This is a genomic window from Paractinoplanes ferrugineus (assembly GCF_016862195.1).
Classification (GTDB): domain Bacteria; phylum Actinomycetota; class Actinomycetes; order Mycobacteriales; family Micromonosporaceae; genus Actinoplanes; species Actinoplanes ferrugineus.
On the sequence record NZ_BOMM01000022.1, the window covers coordinates 205,255 to 223,330 of the forward strand.

21 protein-coding genes are annotated in these 18,076 nt (G+C 71.5%); 12 read left to right on the top strand and 9 right to left on the bottom strand.

Annotated features, from left to right (window positions below):
• Nucleotides 1–24: 24 nt before the first annotated feature.
• Nucleotides 25–633 (top strand): class I SAM-dependent methyltransferase, encoded by a 609-nt coding sequence (locus Afe05nite_RS14575; RefSeq protein ID WP_203817605.1) that lies wholly within the window; start codon nt 25–27, stop codon nt 631–633.
• Here the strand turns inward: Afe05nite_RS14575 and Afe05nite_RS14580 are convergent.
• Complete coding sequence (locus tag Afe05nite_RS14580; protein ID WP_203817606.1) at nt 579–1,544, bottom strand: GlxA family transcriptional regulator; 966 nt, start codon at nt 1,542–1,544, stop codon at nt 579–581. The two genes, Afe05nite_RS14575 and Afe05nite_RS14580, sit on opposite strands and share 55 nt — an antisense overlap.
• Nucleotides 1,545–1,630: 86 nt before the next feature.
• Between Afe05nite_RS14580 and Afe05nite_RS14585 the strand changes: the two genes are divergently transcribed.
• Together Afe05nite_RS14585 and Afe05nite_RS14590 are read left to right on the top strand one after the other, a co-directional pair.
• A complete protein-coding gene (locus tag Afe05nite_RS14585) occupies nt 1,631–2,050 on the top strand; it encodes a hypothetical protein (RefSeq protein ID WP_203817607.1) in 420 nt (139 codons plus the stop codon).
• A 2-nt stretch (nt 2,051–2,052) separates the two neighbouring features.
• Nucleotides 2,053–2,319, top strand: a complete 267-nt coding sequence (locus tag Afe05nite_RS14590; protein ID WP_438868142.1) for a DUF3817 domain-containing protein — start codon at nt 2,053–2,055, stop codon at nt 2,317–2,319.
• Here the strand turns inward: Afe05nite_RS14590 and Afe05nite_RS14595 are convergent.
• Nucleotides 2,307–3,035 (bottom strand): TetR/AcrR family transcriptional regulator C-terminal domain-containing protein, encoded by a 729-nt coding sequence (locus Afe05nite_RS14595; RefSeq protein WP_203817608.1) that lies wholly within the window; start codon nt 3,033–3,035, stop codon nt 2,307–2,309. The two genes, Afe05nite_RS14590 and Afe05nite_RS14595, sit on opposite strands and share 13 nt — an antisense overlap.
• A 26-nt stretch (nt 3,036–3,061) precedes the next feature.
• Between Afe05nite_RS14595 and Afe05nite_RS14600 the strand changes: the two genes are divergently transcribed.
• The gene (locus Afe05nite_RS14600; protein ID WP_203817609.1) at nt 3,062–3,901 is read left to right on the top strand and encodes an alpha/beta fold hydrolase; all 840 of its coding nucleotides are present in this window, start codon (nt 3,062–3,064) and stop codon (nt 3,899–3,901) included.
• Nucleotides 3,902–3,925: 24 nt separating this feature from the next.
• On the opposite strand, the gene Afe05nite_RS14605 is transcribed toward Afe05nite_RS14600, so the two are convergent.
• The 3 genes from Afe05nite_RS14605 to Afe05nite_RS14615 form a co-directional block, all read right to left on the bottom strand.
• The gene (locus tag Afe05nite_RS14605) at nt 3,926–4,336 is read right to left on the bottom strand and encodes an ester cyclase (RefSeq protein WP_275407471.1); all 411 of its coding nucleotides are present in this window, start codon (nt 4,334–4,336) and stop codon (nt 3,926–3,928) included.
• A gap of 54 nt (nt 4,337–4,390) precedes the next feature.
• Entirely contained in the window at nt 4,391–4,978 is a 588-nt protein-coding gene (locus Afe05nite_RS14610; protein ID WP_203817611.1) for a DUF305 domain-containing protein, read from the bottom strand.
• A 65-nt stretch (nt 4,979–5,043) separates the two neighbouring features.
• Entirely contained in the window at nt 5,044–5,853 is an 810-nt protein-coding gene (locus Afe05nite_RS14615; RefSeq protein ID WP_203817612.1) for a hypothetical protein, read from the bottom strand.
• A 467-nt stretch (nt 5,854–6,320) separates the two neighbouring features.
• On the opposite strand from Afe05nite_RS14615, the gene Afe05nite_RS14620 reads away from it, so the two are divergent.
• The 3 genes from Afe05nite_RS14620 to Afe05nite_RS14630 are packed head-to-tail and all read left to right on the top strand — an operon-like array spanning nt 6,321 to nt 9,996.
• Nucleotides 6,321–7,991, top strand: a complete 1,671-nt coding sequence (locus Afe05nite_RS14620; RefSeq protein ID WP_239117817.1) for a translation initiation factor III — start codon at nt 6,321–6,323, stop codon at nt 7,989–7,991.
• Entirely contained in the window at nt 7,988–9,463 is a 1,476-nt protein-coding gene (locus tag Afe05nite_RS14625) for an NADH-quinone oxidoreductase subunit NuoF family protein (RefSeq protein WP_203817614.1), read from the top strand. The genes Afe05nite_RS14620 and Afe05nite_RS14625 overlap by 4 nt, the downstream gene beginning before the upstream one ends.
• Nucleotides 9,460–9,996 carry a redoxin domain-containing protein gene (locus tag Afe05nite_RS14630; RefSeq protein WP_239117818.1) on the top strand — a complete coding sequence of 179 codons (537 nt, stop codon included), beginning with the start codon at nt 9,460–9,462 and terminating at the stop codon, nt 9,994–9,996. Before Afe05nite_RS14625 ends, Afe05nite_RS14630 begins: the two co-directional genes overlap by 4 nt.
• 970 nt (nt 9,997–10,966) lie before the next feature.
• Here the strand turns inward: Afe05nite_RS14630 and Afe05nite_RS14640 are convergent.
• The gene (locus tag Afe05nite_RS14640; protein ID WP_203817688.1) at nt 10,967–11,212 is read right to left on the bottom strand and encodes a PspC domain-containing protein; all 246 of its coding nucleotides are present in this window, start codon (nt 11,210–11,212) and stop codon (nt 10,967–10,969) included.
• 451 nt (nt 11,213–11,663) lie between these two features.
• Nucleotides 11,664–12,098, bottom strand: coding sequence for a hypothetical protein (locus Afe05nite_RS14645; protein ID WP_239117819.1), 435 nt, complete (start codon nt 12,096–12,098; stop codon nt 11,664–11,666).
• Nucleotides 12,099–12,202: 104 nt separating this feature from the next.
• On the opposite strand from Afe05nite_RS14645, the gene Afe05nite_RS14650 reads away from it, so the two are divergent.
• The 3 genes from Afe05nite_RS14650 to Afe05nite_RS14660 all read left to right on the top strand — a co-directional run bounded on the left by Afe05nite_RS14650 (nt 12,203) and on the right by Afe05nite_RS14660 (nt 13,169).
• Nucleotides 12,203–12,433 carry a hypothetical protein gene (locus Afe05nite_RS14650; protein ID WP_203817615.1) on the top strand — a complete coding sequence of 77 codons (231 nt, stop codon included), beginning with the start codon at nt 12,203–12,205 and terminating at the stop codon, nt 12,431–12,433.
• Nucleotides 12,430–12,744, top strand: a complete 315-nt coding sequence (locus Afe05nite_RS14655) for a type II toxin-antitoxin system PemK/MazF family toxin (protein WP_203817616.1) — start codon at nt 12,430–12,432, stop codon at nt 12,742–12,744. The genes Afe05nite_RS14650 and Afe05nite_RS14655 overlap by 4 nt, the downstream gene beginning before the upstream one ends.
• An 83-nt stretch (nt 12,745–12,827) precedes the next feature.
• The gene (locus tag Afe05nite_RS14660) at nt 12,828–13,169 is read left to right on the top strand and encodes a hypothetical protein (RefSeq protein WP_203817617.1); all 342 of its coding nucleotides are present in this window, start codon (nt 12,828–12,830) and stop codon (nt 13,167–13,169) included.
• Here the strand turns inward: Afe05nite_RS14660 and Afe05nite_RS14665 are convergent.
• Nucleotides 13,144–13,563, bottom strand: coding sequence for an SRPBCC family protein (locus tag Afe05nite_RS14665; protein WP_203817618.1), 420 nt, complete (start codon nt 13,561–13,563; stop codon nt 13,144–13,146). The genes Afe05nite_RS14660 and Afe05nite_RS14665 overlap by 26 nt on opposite strands.
• A gap of 55 nt (nt 13,564–13,618) precedes the next feature.
• A complete protein-coding gene (locus tag Afe05nite_RS14670) occupies nt 13,619–14,338 on the bottom strand; it encodes a PP2C family protein-serine/threonine phosphatase (RefSeq protein ID WP_203817619.1) in 720 nt (239 codons plus the stop codon).
• A 144-nt stretch (nt 14,339–14,482) separates the two neighbouring features.
• On the opposite strand from Afe05nite_RS14670, the gene Afe05nite_RS14675 reads away from it, so the two are divergent.
• Nucleotides 14,483–15,463: a helix-turn-helix transcriptional regulator gene (locus tag Afe05nite_RS14675; RefSeq protein WP_203817620.1), complete on the top strand. Its 981-nt coding sequence runs from the start codon at nt 14,483–14,485 to the stop codon at nt 15,461–15,463.
• A complete protein-coding gene (locus Afe05nite_RS14680; protein WP_203817621.1) occupies nt 15,460–18,075 on the top strand; it encodes a Tex family protein in 2,616 nt (871 codons plus the stop codon). The genes Afe05nite_RS14675 and Afe05nite_RS14680 overlap by 4 nt, the downstream gene beginning before the upstream one ends.
• Nucleotide 18,076: the final 1 nt, after the last annotated feature.

The window sequence follows — 18,076 nt, forward strand, 5'->3', positions numbered from 1 at the left end:
AGTCGTCGGGCAGAATGTCTGACCGTGACACGAGCATCGGGAGACGCGCAGCCGCCGGAGTCGACGGTTTCACTCGACTACTTCACCGGGCTGTACCTCGCCAAACAGGATCCCTGGGATCTCGCCACCAAGTGGCATGACCAGCGCAAATACGCGGTCACGGTGGCCAGCCTGCCGCGCGAGCGCTACCGCCGCTGCTACGAGCCGGGCGCCTCGGTGGGCCTGCTGACCCGGTTGCTGGCACACCGGTGCGACGAGGTGCTCGCGGTCGACAGTGTGCCCGAAGCGGTGGAGACAGCTGCCCGAAATGTCAGCGATCTGGCGAACGTCCGGGTCGAGGTGGCGAACCTGCCCGCCGAGATGCCGGCCGGCACGTTCGACCTGATCGTCGTGGGCGACCTGTTCTACTACCTGTCGGCGGCGGACTTCGACGAGCTGGTGGCGGGCCTCGTGGACCGGCTCGAGCCGGGCGGCGACCTGGTGTCGGTGCACTTCCGCGACCGGCAGAACCCCGGTAACTACGACGGTTTCAACGTGCACGACCAGCTGCGGGACCGACTCGGCGAGCACGTGGTGCATCACGAGGACGAATGGTTCGTGCTCGACGTCTTCCGGGCGAACGACGACCGGTAGCGGTGCGGGCTGGTCCCGACGATCCGCTTGAACCGGTCACGGAAGGCGGTCGGCGACCCGAAACCGACCGTCCCGCCGATCCGGTCCACCGACTGCGCCGTCGTCTCGAGCAGGAACTGGGCGCGGCGGACGCGCGCCCGGTGCAGCCACTGCAGGGGAGTGGTGCCGGTGTGTTCGCGGAACCGCCGGTTGAGCGTGCGGGTGCTGATCCGGGCGTGGGCGGCGATCTCGTCGAGCGTCAGGTCGCGGCCGGCGTTGTCGTCCAGCCAGCGCAGCAGCGGCTCCATGGTCGAGCCGCGCGGCACCGGCGGCTGTGCCGGCACGATGAACTGGGCCTGGCCGCCCTCGCGCTCGAGCGGCATGACCGACAGCCGCGCGGCGTCGGCGGCCACCGCCGACCCGAGATCCCGCCGGATCAGGTGCAGGCAGAGGTCGAGGCCCGCCGCCGCGCCGGCCGACGTGAGGATCTGCCCGTCGTCCACGTAGAGCACGCCGGGATCGAGCTCCACCCGCGGGAACATCTCCGCGAACAAGGCCGCCCCGGCCCAGTGCGTGGTCGCTCGCCGGCCGTCCAGCAGACCGGTCGCGGCGAGGACGAACGCGCCGGCGCAGATGGTGGCGAGCCGGGTGCCGCGAGCGGCGGCGGCCCGCAACGCCTCGATCACTTCCTGCGGTACGACCGGAGCCGTGCACCCCGGTACCATGATCGTGTCCGCCTCGGCGAGCCGGGACAGGCCGTGCTCCACCTGGATGGTGAACAGCCCGGCGTGGATCGACGGCGACGGTGCACACACCCGTACGTCATAGGGCGCTGAACCGTCGCCCAGCCGGACCCGGCTGAAGACCTCGATCGGCGTAGCCAGATCGAACGGGATGACCCCGTCGAGCGCGAGCACGACGACACGATGCATCCGTCCACCCTAGTGGCGAGAATCCGTTGACCTGTGTCATTCCGGCCACTGTCGGGTCGCGGAGAAGGCTCATACGGTCGTTGATCGTGACAAAAGTCCTGCTCTCCCTCCATGTGCTGGCCGCGATCCTGGCCATCGGCCCGGTCGCCGTGGCGGCCAGCATGTTCCCGGCCGCGCTGCGCCGCGCCGACCTCGATCAGATGCGCACCCTGCACCGCATCTGCCGGGTCTACGCCGCGCTGGGCCTGGCCGTTCCGGTGTTCGGCCTGGCCACCGCCAGTTCGCTGGGCGTGCTCACCGACGTCTGGCTGATCGTCTCGACAGCGCTGACCGTCGTCGCCGCCGGGCTGCTGGGTCTGGCCGTCCTCCCGGCGCAGAAGCGGGCCCTGGGCGGCGAGCCCGCCGAACCGGCCCGCCTCGGCCTGCTCGCCGGCGTCTTCAACCTGCTCTGGGCGATCGTCGTGGTCCTGATGATCGTCCGGCCCGGCTCGACGACGGGAGCCTGACCGTGCGCCTGCTGAGAATCGCCGCCCGGGTCGAGCTCGTCTCGCTGATCCTGCTGCTCGCCAACCTCGCCACCGTGCACCTGCCGGCGGTCGCCACCCTGCTCGGCCCGGTGCACGGCTGCGCCTACCTCCTGGTGATCGGCTCGGCGTTCGCCGCCACTCGCGGTCGCAAGCCCCGGTTGCTCGCCGTGGTCCCCGGCGTCGGCGGCCTGCTGGCGCTGCGCGGTGTCGCGGCAGCCGGCGCGACGGAACCGCTTCACGAGCTCTGAGGCGGGCTCATCGCGCCGGCGAGCAGTTCCGTCGCGGCGACGAGTCCGGCCCGGGGCGCGTCCCGCCACTGCGGGGTGATCGGCGCCAGGCCGGCCGTCCGCGGATAGCGCTCACTCAGGTCGGGGATCAGTTCGCGGGTCGCCGCGGCCCGGTCCAGCCAGGCGGCCGCGCCGTCGCGGTCGAGGCGGGCGTAACCGGCCGCGGTCTCGGCGCAGGCCCGGACCGTGGCGTAGAGCATGGTGACGGCCGGCGTCCGCCGCGCGGGCGGGACCGCCCATCGGTCGAGGATGCCGAGAAGGCGTTCCATCCAGTCCCGCTCGTTCGGGCCCGGACCGGACCGGGCCCACGACAGCTCGGTCAGCCAGGGGTGGGCCAGGTGCAGCCGGAAGAACGCGAGGGCCCACGCGACCAGGTCGTCGGCCGCGCTCGTGGCCGGGTCGGGCCAGCTCGGCAGGGGGCTGACGTGATCCTGCAGGAGCGCCAGGAACTGCTCCTTGGTGCCGACATAGGGATAGAGCGCCATGGCCGTCTTGTCGAACCGGGCGGCGACCGCGCGGGTGGAGACGGCGGCCAGACCCGCCGCGTCGGCGAGACCGGCGGCGACGTCGAGGATCTCGTCGAGATCGAGCTGCTGGCGGGGCCCGCGCCGCGGGGCGGGCACGGTGGTGCCCCGATGACGCCACAGGCGGCGTACGTGTTCGGATGCGTCAGCCATAGTCCTTACACCGTATAGTGTTTTGCATGCCTACCGCGCGAACGCACGACGACAAGCCGATCGAAGTGACAGTGCTCGGCACCGGACCCGACGTGCTGCTTCCGACCAGCATCCGGGTGGTCGAGGGCCCGGCCGCCGACGAGATCCGGGCCTGGGGTGCCGACCCGGCCCTGGGCCACCGCCTGGCGACCGGCCTGGCCGAGGCGGGTTTCCGGGTGATCGCCGCCGATTACGAGGGCCACCTCGCCGCCCACCCGAAGCCCGGCACCCTGACCGCCGAGACGCTGTGCGCCGACCTGCTGGCGATCGCGGATGCCGGCTCGGCCGAGACCTTCGCCTATTACGGATATTCCTGGTTCGGGCTCGCCGGGTTGCAGCTGGCCACCCGCACCGACCGGCTGACCGCGCTCGCGATGGGCGGCTTCCCGCCCCTGGGCGGCCCCTATCGGCCGATGCTGCGGGTCACCCGGGCCACCTACGAGCTGGCCGTCGAGCCGCCGGCGCGGCGCGGCGACCCGGTCCCCGGCGACTGGGACAGCGCCGACCTGACGCTGAGCCCCGACCAGACCCGGCAATACCTGTCGCTCTACGAGTCCCTCGAGCACTTCGACGACACCGCCGTGACGCTGCCGCCCTTCCCGAGGCTGGCCTTCGCCGGCGAGAAGGACACCATCGTCTACGGCCCGAAGTGGGGCGACGCCGTCATCGACATGGCCGGTCCGCTGATCGCCGGCCGGGCCGAACTGGAGGCCCGCGGCTGGCGGGTGGAGGTGATCCCCGGCGCCGACCACATGTCCGCCATGCGGGCCGAGGTGGTGCTGCCGCTGCTGACCGGTTGGCTCTCGGCAGCCGACCGGCCGAAGTAGGCCGGTGCGCCCCGGCCCGGCTCGTCAGTGCTCCGGGGCGTGCACCCGGCCGCCCAGTTGCTGAGCCACCTCGAGATCGTTGCCCTCGAGCCAGGTCTCGGCCACCTTGCCGCCGGCCAGCCGGAAGATGATGATGCCGGTCTCCTCGACGTCCTGGCCATGGCCGGGCAAATCGAGGTAGCCGCCCCGATAGGTCGACCGCACCGAGTAACGCACCACCACCCGGTCACCGCAGTCGATCACGTCCTCGAGGGTGGGTCGCTGTTCGGCGAACGCGCGCGGGTACCAATGCAGCCAGTCGAGGAAGGTGTCCCGATCGCCGGTCCCGCCCGGTCCGTGGCACATGAAATCGTCAGTTGCTATCTCCCGGAAAAGGCCCACATCTCCCATCCGGCACATCTCAAACCATGCCCGCGCGATCTCCCCCGAATGCATGCATGAAGTTCTATTCCTAACCGGAGCCGCACGCAACCGCACGGGTGCGCGGAGTTATCCGATGTCCTTCGTCAGCTCGGTGACCTGCGCGGTCCGGGACTCGATCAGCTGCTCGGCGAAAGCGAGGGCGGCCGGGTTCGTACCATTCGCCTGTTCCGCCTGAGCGATCTTGACGGCCTCGTCCTGATGGCCGGCGAGTGTCCGCACCGGATCTCCCGTCGGGGTGGCCGCGGCGGCCGGGCCGGGCGGCGCCGCACCCCAGACCTTCAGCCAGTCGGTCATTCGCACGACCTCGTCCTGCTGGGTCACGATGATCGCCTCGGCCAGGGTGCGCACCTTCGGGGCGGTCGCGGCGGCGGCCCCGGCCAGTGCGATGCCCGTCCGGTGGTGGGGGATCAGCTGGCGGGCGAACTCGATGTCGGCCTCGTTGTGCCGCCGGCCGGGCCCCAGGGTGTCGGCAGTGGACGCGCCGGGCCCGGTGGCCGGGCCCGGGGTCGTCCGGCCCGGCGCTGTCGGGGCCATCGGAGCCGGCGTCGCGCTCGTCGAGGCCGGTGGCCGGGTGCCGCAGGCGGTCGCGAGCAGGGCGGCCAGGCAACCCGTGGCGACGAGGCCGGTGGCGGTGGGGATGGACGTACGCCGCATGGACCGAACCTAGCGGCCCGCCCACGACTGGTAAACAGTCTTAACCAATATGGCCGGGCCGTGCTCTACTGCTTCCTTCTCGGCATCGAGTAGAAGCCGGTGGGAAGGGTCTGCGTGTCGGTCTGCCAAGCCGGGTCGGCCTTGCGGTTGCGCGATCGGATCCGCATGAGCAGCGCGACGCCCAGGAACACCAGGACCGCGCCGATGATCAGGCCGGGGCCCAGCACGCTCGGGGTGCCGGAGGCCGGGTTCAGGGCGGCCGCCGACGTGCGTCGCCCGACCGGCGTAGTCGGGTCGGCCACCGGCTCGTCCTCGCCGTCGTCGGTCGCCGTCCCGGTCGGCTTCGGGGACGGGCTCGGGCTCGTCGGCTTCGCCGCCACGGGGGTGAGCACCCGGCTGTTCAGCGACGACGTCGCCAACTCGCGGCCGGTCGCGTCGAGCGCGCGGGCCTGGAAAGTCACCTCCCCGTTGTCGGGGCCGGTGAACGAGATGTCCCAGCGGCCCGTCACGGTCTGGTCGCGGCACAGCTGGCCGGGGTCGAGCTCGACGTCGGTGACCCGGGCCTCGTCACCGTTCGCGTCGGCGCGGACGCGGAACGACTTGTCGTCCTCGATCCGGTTGACCCGGATCTGGTCGAGGCTGACGCCGTCCGTGCGTACCGTCAACGACCATCGCACCTTGATGCAGCGACGCTGCTGGCGCTCGGTCGAGGCGATCGCGGTGAGAGTCGATGCGGACTTGCCGATGGTGAACGTGGCCGGCGACTGGCCGATGTCCACCGCGAATCCGGGGGCCGCCGAAGCCGGCGACGCCCAGGCCAATGACGCGGCGACCAGAGCCAGCGCGGTGGTTGCCCGTGCTGCCAGGTGTCGCATGTTGATCATCTCCTTAAGCACGCGAGCACGGCTGGTGGAGCCGTCCGCACACTCTGTGGTTCGCAGAGGAGCCGTGAAAGGTTCACCCGGTGCGCCGGGTCACTCGCCGGTGCACCTTTATTTTTTGCTCACCCGGTCGTTTCGTGCCGGTATAGACCCAGCTCACGGCTTTCTCTAGCAGCCCGCTGCAAACTAGCCGACAAATTCGGTCCCGCTCGTTCATCCGAACCGGCCCCACGCACGTAGATGGGGGATGGGTAGGGACCGGGGGATGGGTCACTGCCCGGACAAAGAAGCACGGGGCGCCCCCCACGGGTGCTCTCGTCCCGCCGCCCAACGGGACGTGAACCGCTGCGGAGAACGAGGAGTCAATGGCCCGGACAGGAAACAACCAGCGATCCGCCAATCGTGTGGCCGTCGATGTCGGAGCTACCGGGACTAGGACGGTAGGAAAAGGCACCATCGCGATGCTCGGCGCGAGCGTGCTCGCCGCGCTGTGGGCGCTGGCGATGATGACCTCGGCCGGACGCGTCGTCTACGTGTACATCTTCATGTACCTCGAGTACTACATGGGCGTGCTCGTCCTGGTGTCGATCTCGATCACGATCATGGTCGGGCTGGTCTCCACGGACCGCTTGGTGCTGTCGATCCGGCAGCGGGTCTTCCTGCAGTCGATCCACCGGACCACCGGCGTGCTGGCCGTGGTCGCGCTGGTCTTCCACCTCTGGACGAAGGCCGCCGAGGGGCACATCCGGATCATCGACGTCTTCATCCCGGGTCTCGCCCAGGGCAACACGCTCTACATCTTCTTCGGTCAGCTGTCCGCCTACATCCTGATCCTGGTCATCTGGACCGGCGTCGCCCGCGCCCGGTTCATCGGCCGGGGCCGTCCCTGGATGTGGCGCGCGATCCACTCGATCCCGTACCTGATGTGGCCGATCGCCCTGCTGCACGGCCTCGGTGCCGGTCGCGCCGCGAAGACCTGGGTCACCGTCAGCTACGTCATCTGCGTGTTGCTGGTGCTGATCGGCCTGGCCGTACGCCTCTCGGTCAGCCTGAACCGCCGCAAGGACTTCGCCTCGCCCGCCGGTGTCGGCGCCGGTGGCGGGGTCAGCCAGATGGTGCCCACCTCCTCGCCCACCCTGAAGGCGCCCCGGCGCGGCCGGGAGAAGGCCCCCGAGCCGGAGCTCGCCCCGGCCGCGGTGGTCGACGCCTTCCGCCCGGCCGCCGGTCCGCCGGTGCAGATGGCCCCGCCGGTGCCGGACCTGGCGCCGCAGGAGATCGACCGGGGTCGCCGCTTCGCCGACGAGGACCTGGTCGCGCCCCGGCAGCGCCGCGCGCCGATGGACGACGAGATCGAGTTCGACGAGCTGGCCCCGCGCGGCCGCCGCCGCAACGACACCACCGGCGGAATGCGCCGGATCGAGATGGACGACACGTCCGCCGGGATGCGCCGGATCGAGATGGACGACACGTCCGCCGGGATGCGCCGGATCGAGATGGACGAGCCGTCGGGCGGGATGCGCCGGCACGACCTGGACGACATGTCCGGTGGGATGCGTCGCGCCGAGATGGACGACACCTCGACCCGCATGCGCCGGGTGCAGATGGACGGCTTCGACGAGGCCCCCCGGGGCCGCCGCTACGCCGACGACGACGAGGAGATGGCGCCGCGCTCCCGCCGCCGGCCACTGGACCAGCCCGAGTACGACGAGGCCCCGGCCCCGCGCCGGCGTCGCGCCGAGCCGGAGTTCGAGGACATGCCGCGGCCGCGGTCCCGCTACGACGAGGAGCCGCCGGCCCGCCGGAGCAGCCGCTACGAGCCGCGCTACAGCGACTTCGAAGCAGAGGATGCGCCTCGGGCCCGGCGCGACCGGGGCGCAGACATCGACCGCGCCGACTCGGGGCGGCACAGCCGCAGTGGGTTCGTCGGCCTCGGGGACGGCGACCCGAACTATCCGCTCGCGGACGAGACACCGACGCTCGTCGACATGGCCTCGCGGCGCGCCCGCCGGGCCGACCTGGAAACCAGCCGGGGCCAGGCGGGCCGGGGGGCCCGTCGCAACGGTCGCGACCGGTTGAGTGACGACGTCGCTGACGACCAGTACTGGTCGCAGCTACGAGGGGAAGCGAATTGAGTACCGCCCAGGTTCCGCCGGTCACCTCGATCGGCGTACCGCGGATCACCGCGGGCTTCGACGAGTACGGCCGGCTCGATCTCACGGCCCACCAGGACGTCCACGGCGGGTTCGCGGCGCTGTCGTCGGGTGAGCTGATCGGTCTGGCCGACCGCATCGAGCTGCGCGGACGCGGCGGCGCGGGTTTCCCGTTCGCCCGCAAGGTCCGCGCGGTGCTCGACTCGTGCCGGCGGCAGGACCTGCCGCCGGTGATCGTGGTGAACGGCACCGAGGGTGAACCGCCGTCCTGGAAGGACAAGGCGATCCTCACCCGGGGCCCGCACCTGATCCTCGACGGCGCCGCCCTGGCCGCCGCCGCGCTCGACGCCGAGGAGATCGTCATCGGCATCGCCGACGACGGCATCGGCATGAGCTCGATCACCGCGGCCCTGGCCGAGCGGCGCATGCCGTGCCCGACCCGGATCGTCACGGTGCCGCACCGGTTCATCTCCGGTGAGGGTGGCGCACTGGTCCGCGGTATCAACGGCGAGGCGCACATCCCGCCCGGCCGCAAGGTGCGCTCCAGCGACAACGGCGTGATGGGTCTGCCGACCCTGCTGTCCAACGCCGAGACGTACTCACAGCTGGCGATCGCGGCCCGGCTGGGGCCGTGGGAATACAACGCGGTCGGCATCCCCGAGGAGCCGGGCACCGTCATGCTGACCGTGGGCGGCGCCTCCAGCAGCCCGGCCGTCGTCGAGGCCCCCAGCGGCACCCCGCTCATCGACGTGCTGAACATGTGCGGCGCCGACATCGGACCCGGCCTGCTGGTCGGTGGTTACCACGGCAAGTGGATCACCGCTGAGGCCGCGAACGACGTCACGATCTCCCGGAAGGGGTTCGCCAAGGTCGGCGGCACGCTCGGCGCCGGCATGCTCATCCCGATCGGCTCGAAGACCTGCCCGCTCGGCGAGGTCTCCCAGGTCGTGCAATACCTGGCCGGTGAGTCGGCGGGCCAGTGCGGCCCTTGCCGGCTGGGCCTGCCCGACCTCGCCCGCGCGGTCACCCTGGTGTCGCTGGGCGGCAACGCGGTCGACAACGTGCGCCAGGCCGCCGGTGTGGTGAAGGGCCGGGGTGCCTGCAGCCACCCGGACGGTACGTCCCGGTTCGCGCTCTCCGCACTGGAGGTGTTCGCGAAGGACGTCGACGCGCACACCAACGGCGAGGGCTGCGGCAAGTCCGTCAAGGGCATCCTGCCGCTGCCGTACACGGCCGAGACCGGGGCCCGCAAGCTCGCCCTCGACTGGTCGCGCTGTGACGGGCACGGCCTGTGCTCGGCGGTCGCCCCGGAGATCATCCGGCTCGATTCGAACGGCTTCCCGGCCTTCCCGCAGACCCCGCTGCCGCCGTGGCTGGAAAGCGGTGCCCGCAAGGCCGTCAACGTCTGCCCGGCTCTGGCGCTGCGCCTCGACGACGCGAAGGCGGCGCATTGAGAAAGCTCGGCCTGGCGCTGGTCGCGCTCGGTGTCGCCGCCGGGTGTTCCGCACCCGCGGCGGCGCCCCCGGCGTCCGTGCCGATCACCCCGGCGCTGTCGTCGAGCGCCGGCCCGGCGAACCAGGTCGTCCCGGCCACGTTGAAGTTCACCGGCAAGACCCTGGACGGCGCCTCCTTCGACGCCGCGACGCTCGCCGGCAAGCCCGCCATCCTGTGGTTCTGGGCGCCCTGGTGCGCCACCTGCGCGAGCGAGGCGCAGAGCATCAGCGACCTCGCCGACGAGTACAAGGACCGGATCGGCATCCTCGGCATCGCCGGAATGGGCGAGAACAAAGCGATGCACGAGTTCGTCTCGGACCTCGAGGTCGGCCACGTCACGCACCTCGACGACCAGGCCGGCACCATCTGGAAACGCTTCAGGATCACGCAACAGAGCTGGTATGTCTTCCTCGACAAGCAGGGCAGGGTAGTCAAGACCGGTTACCTCGACGACCTGCAGCTGACCGACGAGGTCAAGACCCTGGTGGCCTGAGGTGCTGCTCGCCCTCGCCGCCGGCATGCTGGGCGCGGTCAACCCCTGCGGCTTCGCGCTGCTCCCCGCGTACCTCTCGGTTCTGCTCGTCTCCGACTCGGCTTCGCCGCGCCGGGCGGTGGCCCGGGCACTGCGCTGCACCCTCGCTCTGACCTGCGGGTACGTCCTGGTCTTCGGCGCCTTCGGGCTCGTGCTGACGCCGATCGCCGGCGAGTTGCTGCCCAGGCTCCCCTGGTTGACCGTCGTCCTCGGCCTGGTGCTGGCCGGGCTGGGCGTCTGGCTCACGCTCGGTCGTTCGCTTCCGAGCTTCGGCGTACGCGCTCCCGTGCTCACCGGATCGACCTGGTCGATGGTCGTCTTCGGAATGGCGTACGCGATCGCCTCGCTGGGCTGCGCGGTCGGCCCGTTCCTCGCCCTGGTCGCAACCAGCCTGCACGCCTCGACACTGCTCGCCGGCCTGGGACTCTTCCTCGCCTACGCCGCCGGCATGGGCCTCGTCGTCGGCCTGACGGCCGTCGCCGTGGCCCTGCTCCGCTCCTCGGTGATCACCCGGGCCCGCCGGTTGCTCGGCCTGGTGCCGCGCGTCGGCGGGGCGATCCTCGTGCTCAGCGGCCTCTACGTCGCCTACTACGGATGGTACGAACTGCGGCTGACCCAGAACCTGCGGCTGGCCGGCAGCGACCCGATCGTGGCCTTCGCCGGCGAGCTGCAGCAGCGGCTGGCCGGTTGGATCGACACCACCGGCCCCGTGCCCCCAGCGCTGGCCCTGGTCGCCCTCGTGCTCCTGCTCCTCGTGTGGTCCCGTCCCCGGCTGTGGTCCCGTCCCCGGCTGTGGTCCCGTTCCCGGCTGTGGTCCCGTTCCCGGTTGTGGCGGCGGGCGGGCCGGGCGCTGCCGCCGGGCGGTCCGAGTGGGGCAGGGACCGAACCGGCGGCAGCCGGCCCACATCACCGCTCCGTGCGGAGCCCGAGCTCACACGGCGGGCGGGTATGCGGTGACGTAGGCGGGCTTCTCCGCCGGCATCAGGATCCAGAGGACCGGGTAGATCAGGATCTGGCTCCCCGGAATGGCCAGCAGCACCACCACGAACAGCAGGCGGGCCAGCCACGGGTCGAGACCGAAACGCTTGGCCAGCCCGGCGACGACGCCCCCGATCATGCGCCCTTCCGTCGGCCGCACCAGGCCCTGCCGGCTCATCGAGTCGTGCACCGAGTTCATGGGTCTCTCGCTTCCCTTCAGCGGTTCTTGCGGACCACCCAAGCGTGCCGCCCGGGACACCTCGGGTGCATCGGGAGGAGCCCCTGAGCCATCCCTGAGTTTTGGCCGGCCTGAGCTCGGCACCTGGACCGCCGGGTACAACGCCCGGCCGGGCAACCCTGGTGCACGGAAAGAGGGGCCTCCGAAGGCGGCGGAGGGGCCATCTTCCCTGAAATCGGGGTCGCCGACCGCTGCCGCGACGCCCGTCTGCTGGGCGCTCGTCGCAGGGACAAATGCTCGTCCTCGCGGACGCCGGTGTCGATCTTGGAGCAGCCGGCGTCGAGTGTTCGGGGCGCGGACGTCGGCGTCGGGCGAACTCGCCCGCCGGCGAGCGTGCCGCCGCCCGCGGGTGAGTCGAGGGCGGAGAGGGTGGTGGGGGGCCGGGGAGGCGCGGCGAAGGTGGTGGCCGGGGTCAGGCGGCTACTCGTTCGGGCAGGCCGTGGATCGGTTCGGCGGGGGGCCGGGGGGCGGCCAGGCGGGCGACCGCGAGGTCGGGCGTGGGCAGGGGAATCGCGGCGGCGCCGGTGCCGGTGGGGCGGGGCTTCGGGCGCTTCGAGGGCTTTGCGCCACTGCCGCCACGGCCCTCGTAGACGTAGAGGCCGGTGGCCGGGTCGGGGGTCGCGTCCAGGGCGGCCCGCACCACCGGGAGGGCTCGGAAACGGTCCCACTCGTCGGTTTCGCGGAAGGCGATCTCGAGGACCACGCCGCCGGGCATGATCGTCCATTCCCAGCGCTTCGCACCGTTGGTCACGGCGGCCTCCAGCAAGGCCTCGCCGTAACCGTCCTTCCACCGCATTGCCGAGAGCACGCCGTCGCGTACCTCGATCGACCACCATCGGATGCTCATGAATCGACGGTACGCCGGTCATGCTCGCGGTAGGGGGGCGGCAATCGGCGAGCAGACTCACCGGCGGACGCGGCGGGCGTGGGCGCGTCCGGTATGAATGCGGTATGACCGTCAAGCTCAGCATCACCGTGCCCGACGACGTGGCGGCGTACCTGCAGCAATGCGGTGATCCGTCGGCGGCGGTCACCGAAGCGGTGCGGCGGGTGCTGCCGGAGGTGCGCCGGGCCCGGCAGCGTGCCGCGGCCCGTGCCTATGCCGATTTCGTGCGTCGGGTGGGCGTCGACAAGCAGGTCGAGGACAGCAACAACGTGGCGCTGCGGGGTGCGCGGTGGTGAGGCGCGGGCAGGTGTGGACGTGGGTGCGCGGTGCCGAGCGGCATCCGGTTCTGGTGATCAGCAACGACGAGTACAACGCGCTGCCCGAGGTCCCGGTGTGGGCGCTGGTGATCGTGCCGGGGCTGCCGCAGTCGACCCCGTTCGGCGTGCACATGTGCAGCGACGATCCGCTGCCGGGGGCGTCGGTGAGCATTCCGGGTCTGGTGCAGATCCTCGACCGGGGTTCGCTCACCGAGAACCACGGCTATCTCGCGCCCGGCACGCTCGACTCCGTCGAGGACGCTCTGCGGGAGTTCATGGAGCTGACCTGAGTCCGGCGGGGACGGTGCCGGACGCGCGGCGGGGCGGGATGAGTGAACGCCCTGGTTTGTCCGGGGCAGGATAGATTGCCGGTGTGAAGCTCAAGCTGACCAAGCGCCAGATCACCATCATCGCGGTGGCCGCGATCGCCGTCCTCGCCCTGCTGGTCAGCCGGGGCCGCAAGGTCGACAGCGGCCCCGAAGGCATCGACGCCCACGCCCGTCAGGCGTGCTCGGACTTCGCCGCCGGCTATCCGAAGGCGAAGGCCAAGGCGGCGCGTCTGACGCTGGCCGACCGGGTCACGGCGAACTCCAGCAAGTCGGACAACGACCTGATCCGCAAGCGGGCGGCCACGATGGGCGCCTCCGCGAACGACAGCGACACCGAGTGGCGCGCCGCCGCCGACGCGCTCACGAGCGCTTGCCGGACCGGCTGAGCGCCTCGGTCACCGACTCGAGCACGGCCTGCCAGTGGGCGCGCTGCTCGGCCCGTTCGTCCGGTCCGGACAGACGCTCCTGGTGGAACCGTAAGGTCGCGCGGTCCCCGGCGACGGGCCGCACGGTCACCTGGACCGTGGTCTCGTGGTCCCCGCCGGGCGGGCGCCAGGTGAGCCGGATGCGGTCGTGCTCGTGGAAGCTGCGTACCTCGCCGCTGATCCCGCTCTCGGTGCGGTAGGGCGCGCCTTTCGCGGCGGTGAGCGCCGCGCCGGGGCCGAGCCACACAGCCTGGCCTTCGGCGCCGGCCACGAACTCCCACACCGTGGCGGCCGGGAACGGGATGGTCCGGGCCACCCCGATCTGGAAACCGGCGTCCTTCGTCTCCCCGATCATGTGACCGACGGTAGCCGTCTCGCCCGCGCCGGGCGACCCCGACCGGGGCGGGCGGCTAGGCCTCGGTGACGTCGGCGACGATCACGGTGACGTTGTCCGGGGCACCGTTCTCCAGGGTGCGGGTGACCAGCTCGGCCGCGGCGGTCTTGCGGTCGGCGTTGGCCAGCAGCGTCTGCTGGATCACGGCGTCTTCCACGTAGTCGGAGAGGCCGTCGCTGCAGAGCAGGAAACGGTCGCCGGGATGGACCGGGACCATCCGGCCGGCCGGGCGGAACGGGCCGCCCTGCACCGCCTGGGTGACCAGGGCCCGCTGCGGGTGGCGGCGGGCGTCGTCGGGGGTCAGCACACCCTGGTCGACGAGCGCCTGGACGTAGGTGTCGTCCTTGGTGATCTGGGTCAGCTCACCGTCGCGGACGAGATAGCAGCGGGAGTCGCCGACGTTGAGCGCGGCCATCCGCTCACCGGACAGCAGGAGCGCCGTCACCGTCGTGCCCATGCCGTCGCGGGCGTCGTCGTCGGCGACCGCGGCCTCGATGCGCTCGTTGGCCGTCTCCAGCGCGGCGATCAGGTCCTGCAGCGGCTCGCCGGTGTCGGGCAACTCGTCGACCACGCCGAGCGCCTGCACGAGGATCTCACTGGCCAGCTCGCCGGCGGGCAGGCCACCCATGCCGTCCGCGACCACGAAGAGGCGACTGCCCACGAAGACGGCGTCCTCGTTGTTGGACCGGACCAGGCCCTGATCGGTGGCGGCGACCGCCCGGACAACAAGCGTCATGTTCCAAGACTGCCAAACCGCTAATGAGAAGTCTCTAGTACGTCCTACGTAGTGCGTCCCGATGAACGCACACTCCCCGGCGGCCACAAGGATACCGCCCGCCTCGGCGGAGCGTTCAGTGACTCCGGTACGTAGGGTGGGGTGATGATGGCGGTGCCGATGGTGGGCCGGGCGCCGGCGCTCGACGAGCTGCGCCGGGCGTGGTCCCGGGTGCGGTCCGGTGGCGGCCCGATCACGGCGGTCGTCACGGGAGCCCCCGGAACAGGGAAAAGCACCCTTGTCGCGTCGTTCCTGCGGGCCGGGAACCCGCCACGGACGGTGCTGGCCGGGACGGCCCGGGTGCATTCGCCGGCGCCCTACGACTGGCTCGCCTCGGTGCTGACCCGGCGCGACACGACCGGGATCGACGTTCCCGCCGACGCGTTGAGCTGGCTCAAGCAGGACCCGGACGTCCCCCGGGAGCGGTACACTCCCGAGGCGCTGCTGCGGATCGCGGTGACGGCCGTTCGTGCGCTGGTGGCCGCGGCCCCGGCCGTACTCGTCGTGGAAGATCTTCATGCGCTCGACCCGGCGTCGCACAACCTGATCGCCGAGCTCGCCACGACGGACCTTCCGGCGCTTCTCCTGGTCACCAGCCAGCCCGCCGAGGAGCCGCTCACCACCCGCACCCTGGCCCGCCTGACCGGGCAACCCGGCGCGGTGCGGCGCCATCTCAGCGGGTTGCTTCCGGCCGAGGTCGGCGAGGTCCTGCGGCACGTGTACGGGGTGGAGGCCGCGTCGCCGGAGATGGCCGAGGCGGTCTGGCGGCGTACCGGCGGCAATCCGCACCAGCTCAGCGAGCTGATCGCGATCGAGGGCACGTTGCTTGCCCGGCAGCCGCAGCCGGTCGAGCTGACCGCTCGCGAGCGTGAGGTGCTCGGGCTGCTGGCCGAGGGAATGCCGAACAAACAGATAGCGCGAGTTCTCGGTATCTCGGTCCGGACGGTGACCGTCCACGTCTCGAATCTGCTGCGTAAGACCGGTGCGTCGTCGCGCACCGAGGCGGTTCTGTGGGCGCTGTCGGGTGATCATCGTGTGGGGTGGCGCGACAACCGGTCGGCGGCTCGGTCACAATCGTCGGCGTGACGACAGCCATCCATCAGCGCATTGCCTCCGAGCTCGGGGTCCGCGAAGAGCAGGTGACCGCGGCCGTCGAGCTGCTCGACGGCGGTGCCACCGTGCCGTTCATCGCCCGCTACCGCAAGGAGGTGACCGGCACTCTCGACGACACCCAGCTGCGTACGCTCGAGGAGCGGCTCGGTTATCTCCGGGAGTTGGAGGAGCGCCGGGCGGCGGTGCTGGAGTCCATCCGCACGCAGGGCAAACTGACCGACGAGTTGGAGCAGTCGATCCTCGCCGCCGACTCCAAGGCGCGGCTCGAGGACATCTACCTGCCGTACAAGCCGAAGCGGCGCACCCGGGCGCAGATCGCCCGTGAGGCCGGCCTGGAGCCGTTGGCCGACGCGCTGCTGGGGGACCCGACCCTCGACCCGAAGGTCTCGGCCGAGCCGTTCGTCGACGCCGACAAGGGCGTCGCCGACGTGACCGCGGCCCTCGACGGGGCGCGGGCCATCCTGATCGAGCGGTTCGCCGAGGACGCCGACCTCATCGGTGACCTGCGTGAGCAGATGTGGACCCGGGGCCGGCTGGTGGCCAAGGTGCGCGACGGCAAGCAGACCGACGGCGCCAAGTTCGCCGACTACTTCGACTTCGCCGAGCCGTACGCGAAGCTGCCCTCGCACCGCATCCTGGCGATGTTCCGCGGCGAGAAGGAGGACGTCCTCGACCTCACCATGGAACCGCACCCGGAGGAGGACGAGGGCTACTTCGAGGGCCGGATCGCCTTCCGCAACGGGATCGTCGACCAGCGGCGGCCCGGTGACAAGTGGCTGGTCGACACGGTCCGCTGGGCCTGGCGCACCCGCATCCTGATCCACCTCGGCGCCGACCTGCGGGTGCGGCTGTGGCAGGCGGCCGAGGACGAGGCGGTCCGCGTCTTCGCCGCCAACCTGCGCGACCTGCTGCTGGCCGCGCCGGCCGGCACCCGCTCCACGATGGGCCTCGACCCGGGTTTCCGCACCGGGGTCAAGGTGGCCGTCGTCGACGCGACCGGCAAGGTGGTCGCCACCGACACGATTTATCCGCACGTCCCGCAGAACAAGTGGGACGAGTCGATCCACCGGCTCGCCGCGCTCGCCTCGAAGCACGACGTCGACCTGATCGCGATCGGCAACGGCACCGCCTCGCGCGAGACCGACAAGCTCGCCGGCGAGCTGATCAAGAGGCATCCCGAGGCGAACCTGACGAAGGTGATGGTGTCCGAGGCGGGCGCGTCGGTCTACTCGGCCTCGGCGTACGCCGCTCAGGAACTTCCCGGCATGGACGTGTCGCTGCGCGGTGCGGTGTCGATCGCCCGGCGCCTGCAGGATCCGCTGGCCGAACTCGTGAAGATCGACCCGCGCTCCATCGGGGTCGGGCAGTACCAGCACGACCTCGCCGAGTCGAAGCTGTCCAAATCGCTCGACGCGGTGGTCGAGGACTGTGTGAACGCGGTCGGCGTGGACGTCAACACCGCGTCGGCGCCGCTGCTCACCCGGGTCTCCGGCATCGGGGCGGGCCTGGCCGAGAACATCGTGCTGCACCGGGACGCCAACGGGCCGTTCCGCACCCGCGACGACATCAAGAAGGTCGCGCGGCTCGGGCCCAAGGCGTTCGAGCAGTGTGCCGGCTTCCTGCGCATCCCGGACGGCGACAACCCGCTCGACTCGTCGAGCGTGCACCCCGAGTCGTACCCGGTGGTCCGCACGATCCTGGCCGCCACCAGCAACGACATCAAGAAGGTGATCGGCAACAGTCCGCTGCTGCGGGCGCTGCGGCCGACCGACTTCGTGACCGACACGGTCGGCCTGCCGACCGTCACCGACATCCTTCGCGAGTTGGAGAAGCCGGGTCGCGACCCGCGTCCCGGGTTCACCACCGCGACGTTCGCCGAGGGCGTCGAGAAGATCGGGCACCTGAAGCCGGGGATGATCCTCGAGGGCGTGGTGACGAACGTGGCCGCGTTCGGTGCGTTCGTCGACATCGGCGTGCACCAGGACGGTCTCGTGCACGTGTCGGCGCTCTCGAACACCTTCGTGAAGGATCCCCGCGAGGTCGTCAAATCCGGCGATGTCGTGAAAGTTCGGGTCGTCGAGGTGGACGAGGTCCGCAAACGGATCTCGCTGACCATGCGACTGACCGACGAGCCCGCCCAGCGCCGCCCCCGCGAGGAGGGCGGCCCCGGCCAGCAGCGTCAACCGCGCCAGGGCGCCGGCAGCGGTCAGTCGCGGCCGGGCGGTGGCCAGGCCGGTCAGGCCGGACAGGGCGGGCAGGGCGGCGGCGGGCAGCGCCAAGGCGGCGGTCAGGCCGGGCAGGGTGGCGGTCGGGCGGGCCAAGGCGGCGGTCAGTCGCGTCCCGATGGTGGCCAGCGCCGCGACGGCGGCGGGCAGCGCCAAGGTGGCGGCGGGCCCCGGCAGGGTGGCGGCGGGCAGCGCCAGGACGGAGATCGGCAGGGTGGCGGCGGGCAGCGCCAGGGTGGGCAGCGTCAGGGCGGCCCGCGTCCGGGCGGGCAGCCGGGTGGCGGGCCGCGGCCGCAGTCGGGGCCGGTCAACGACGAGATGGCGGCCGCGCTGCGGCGGGCTGGTCTGATCAAGGACTGAG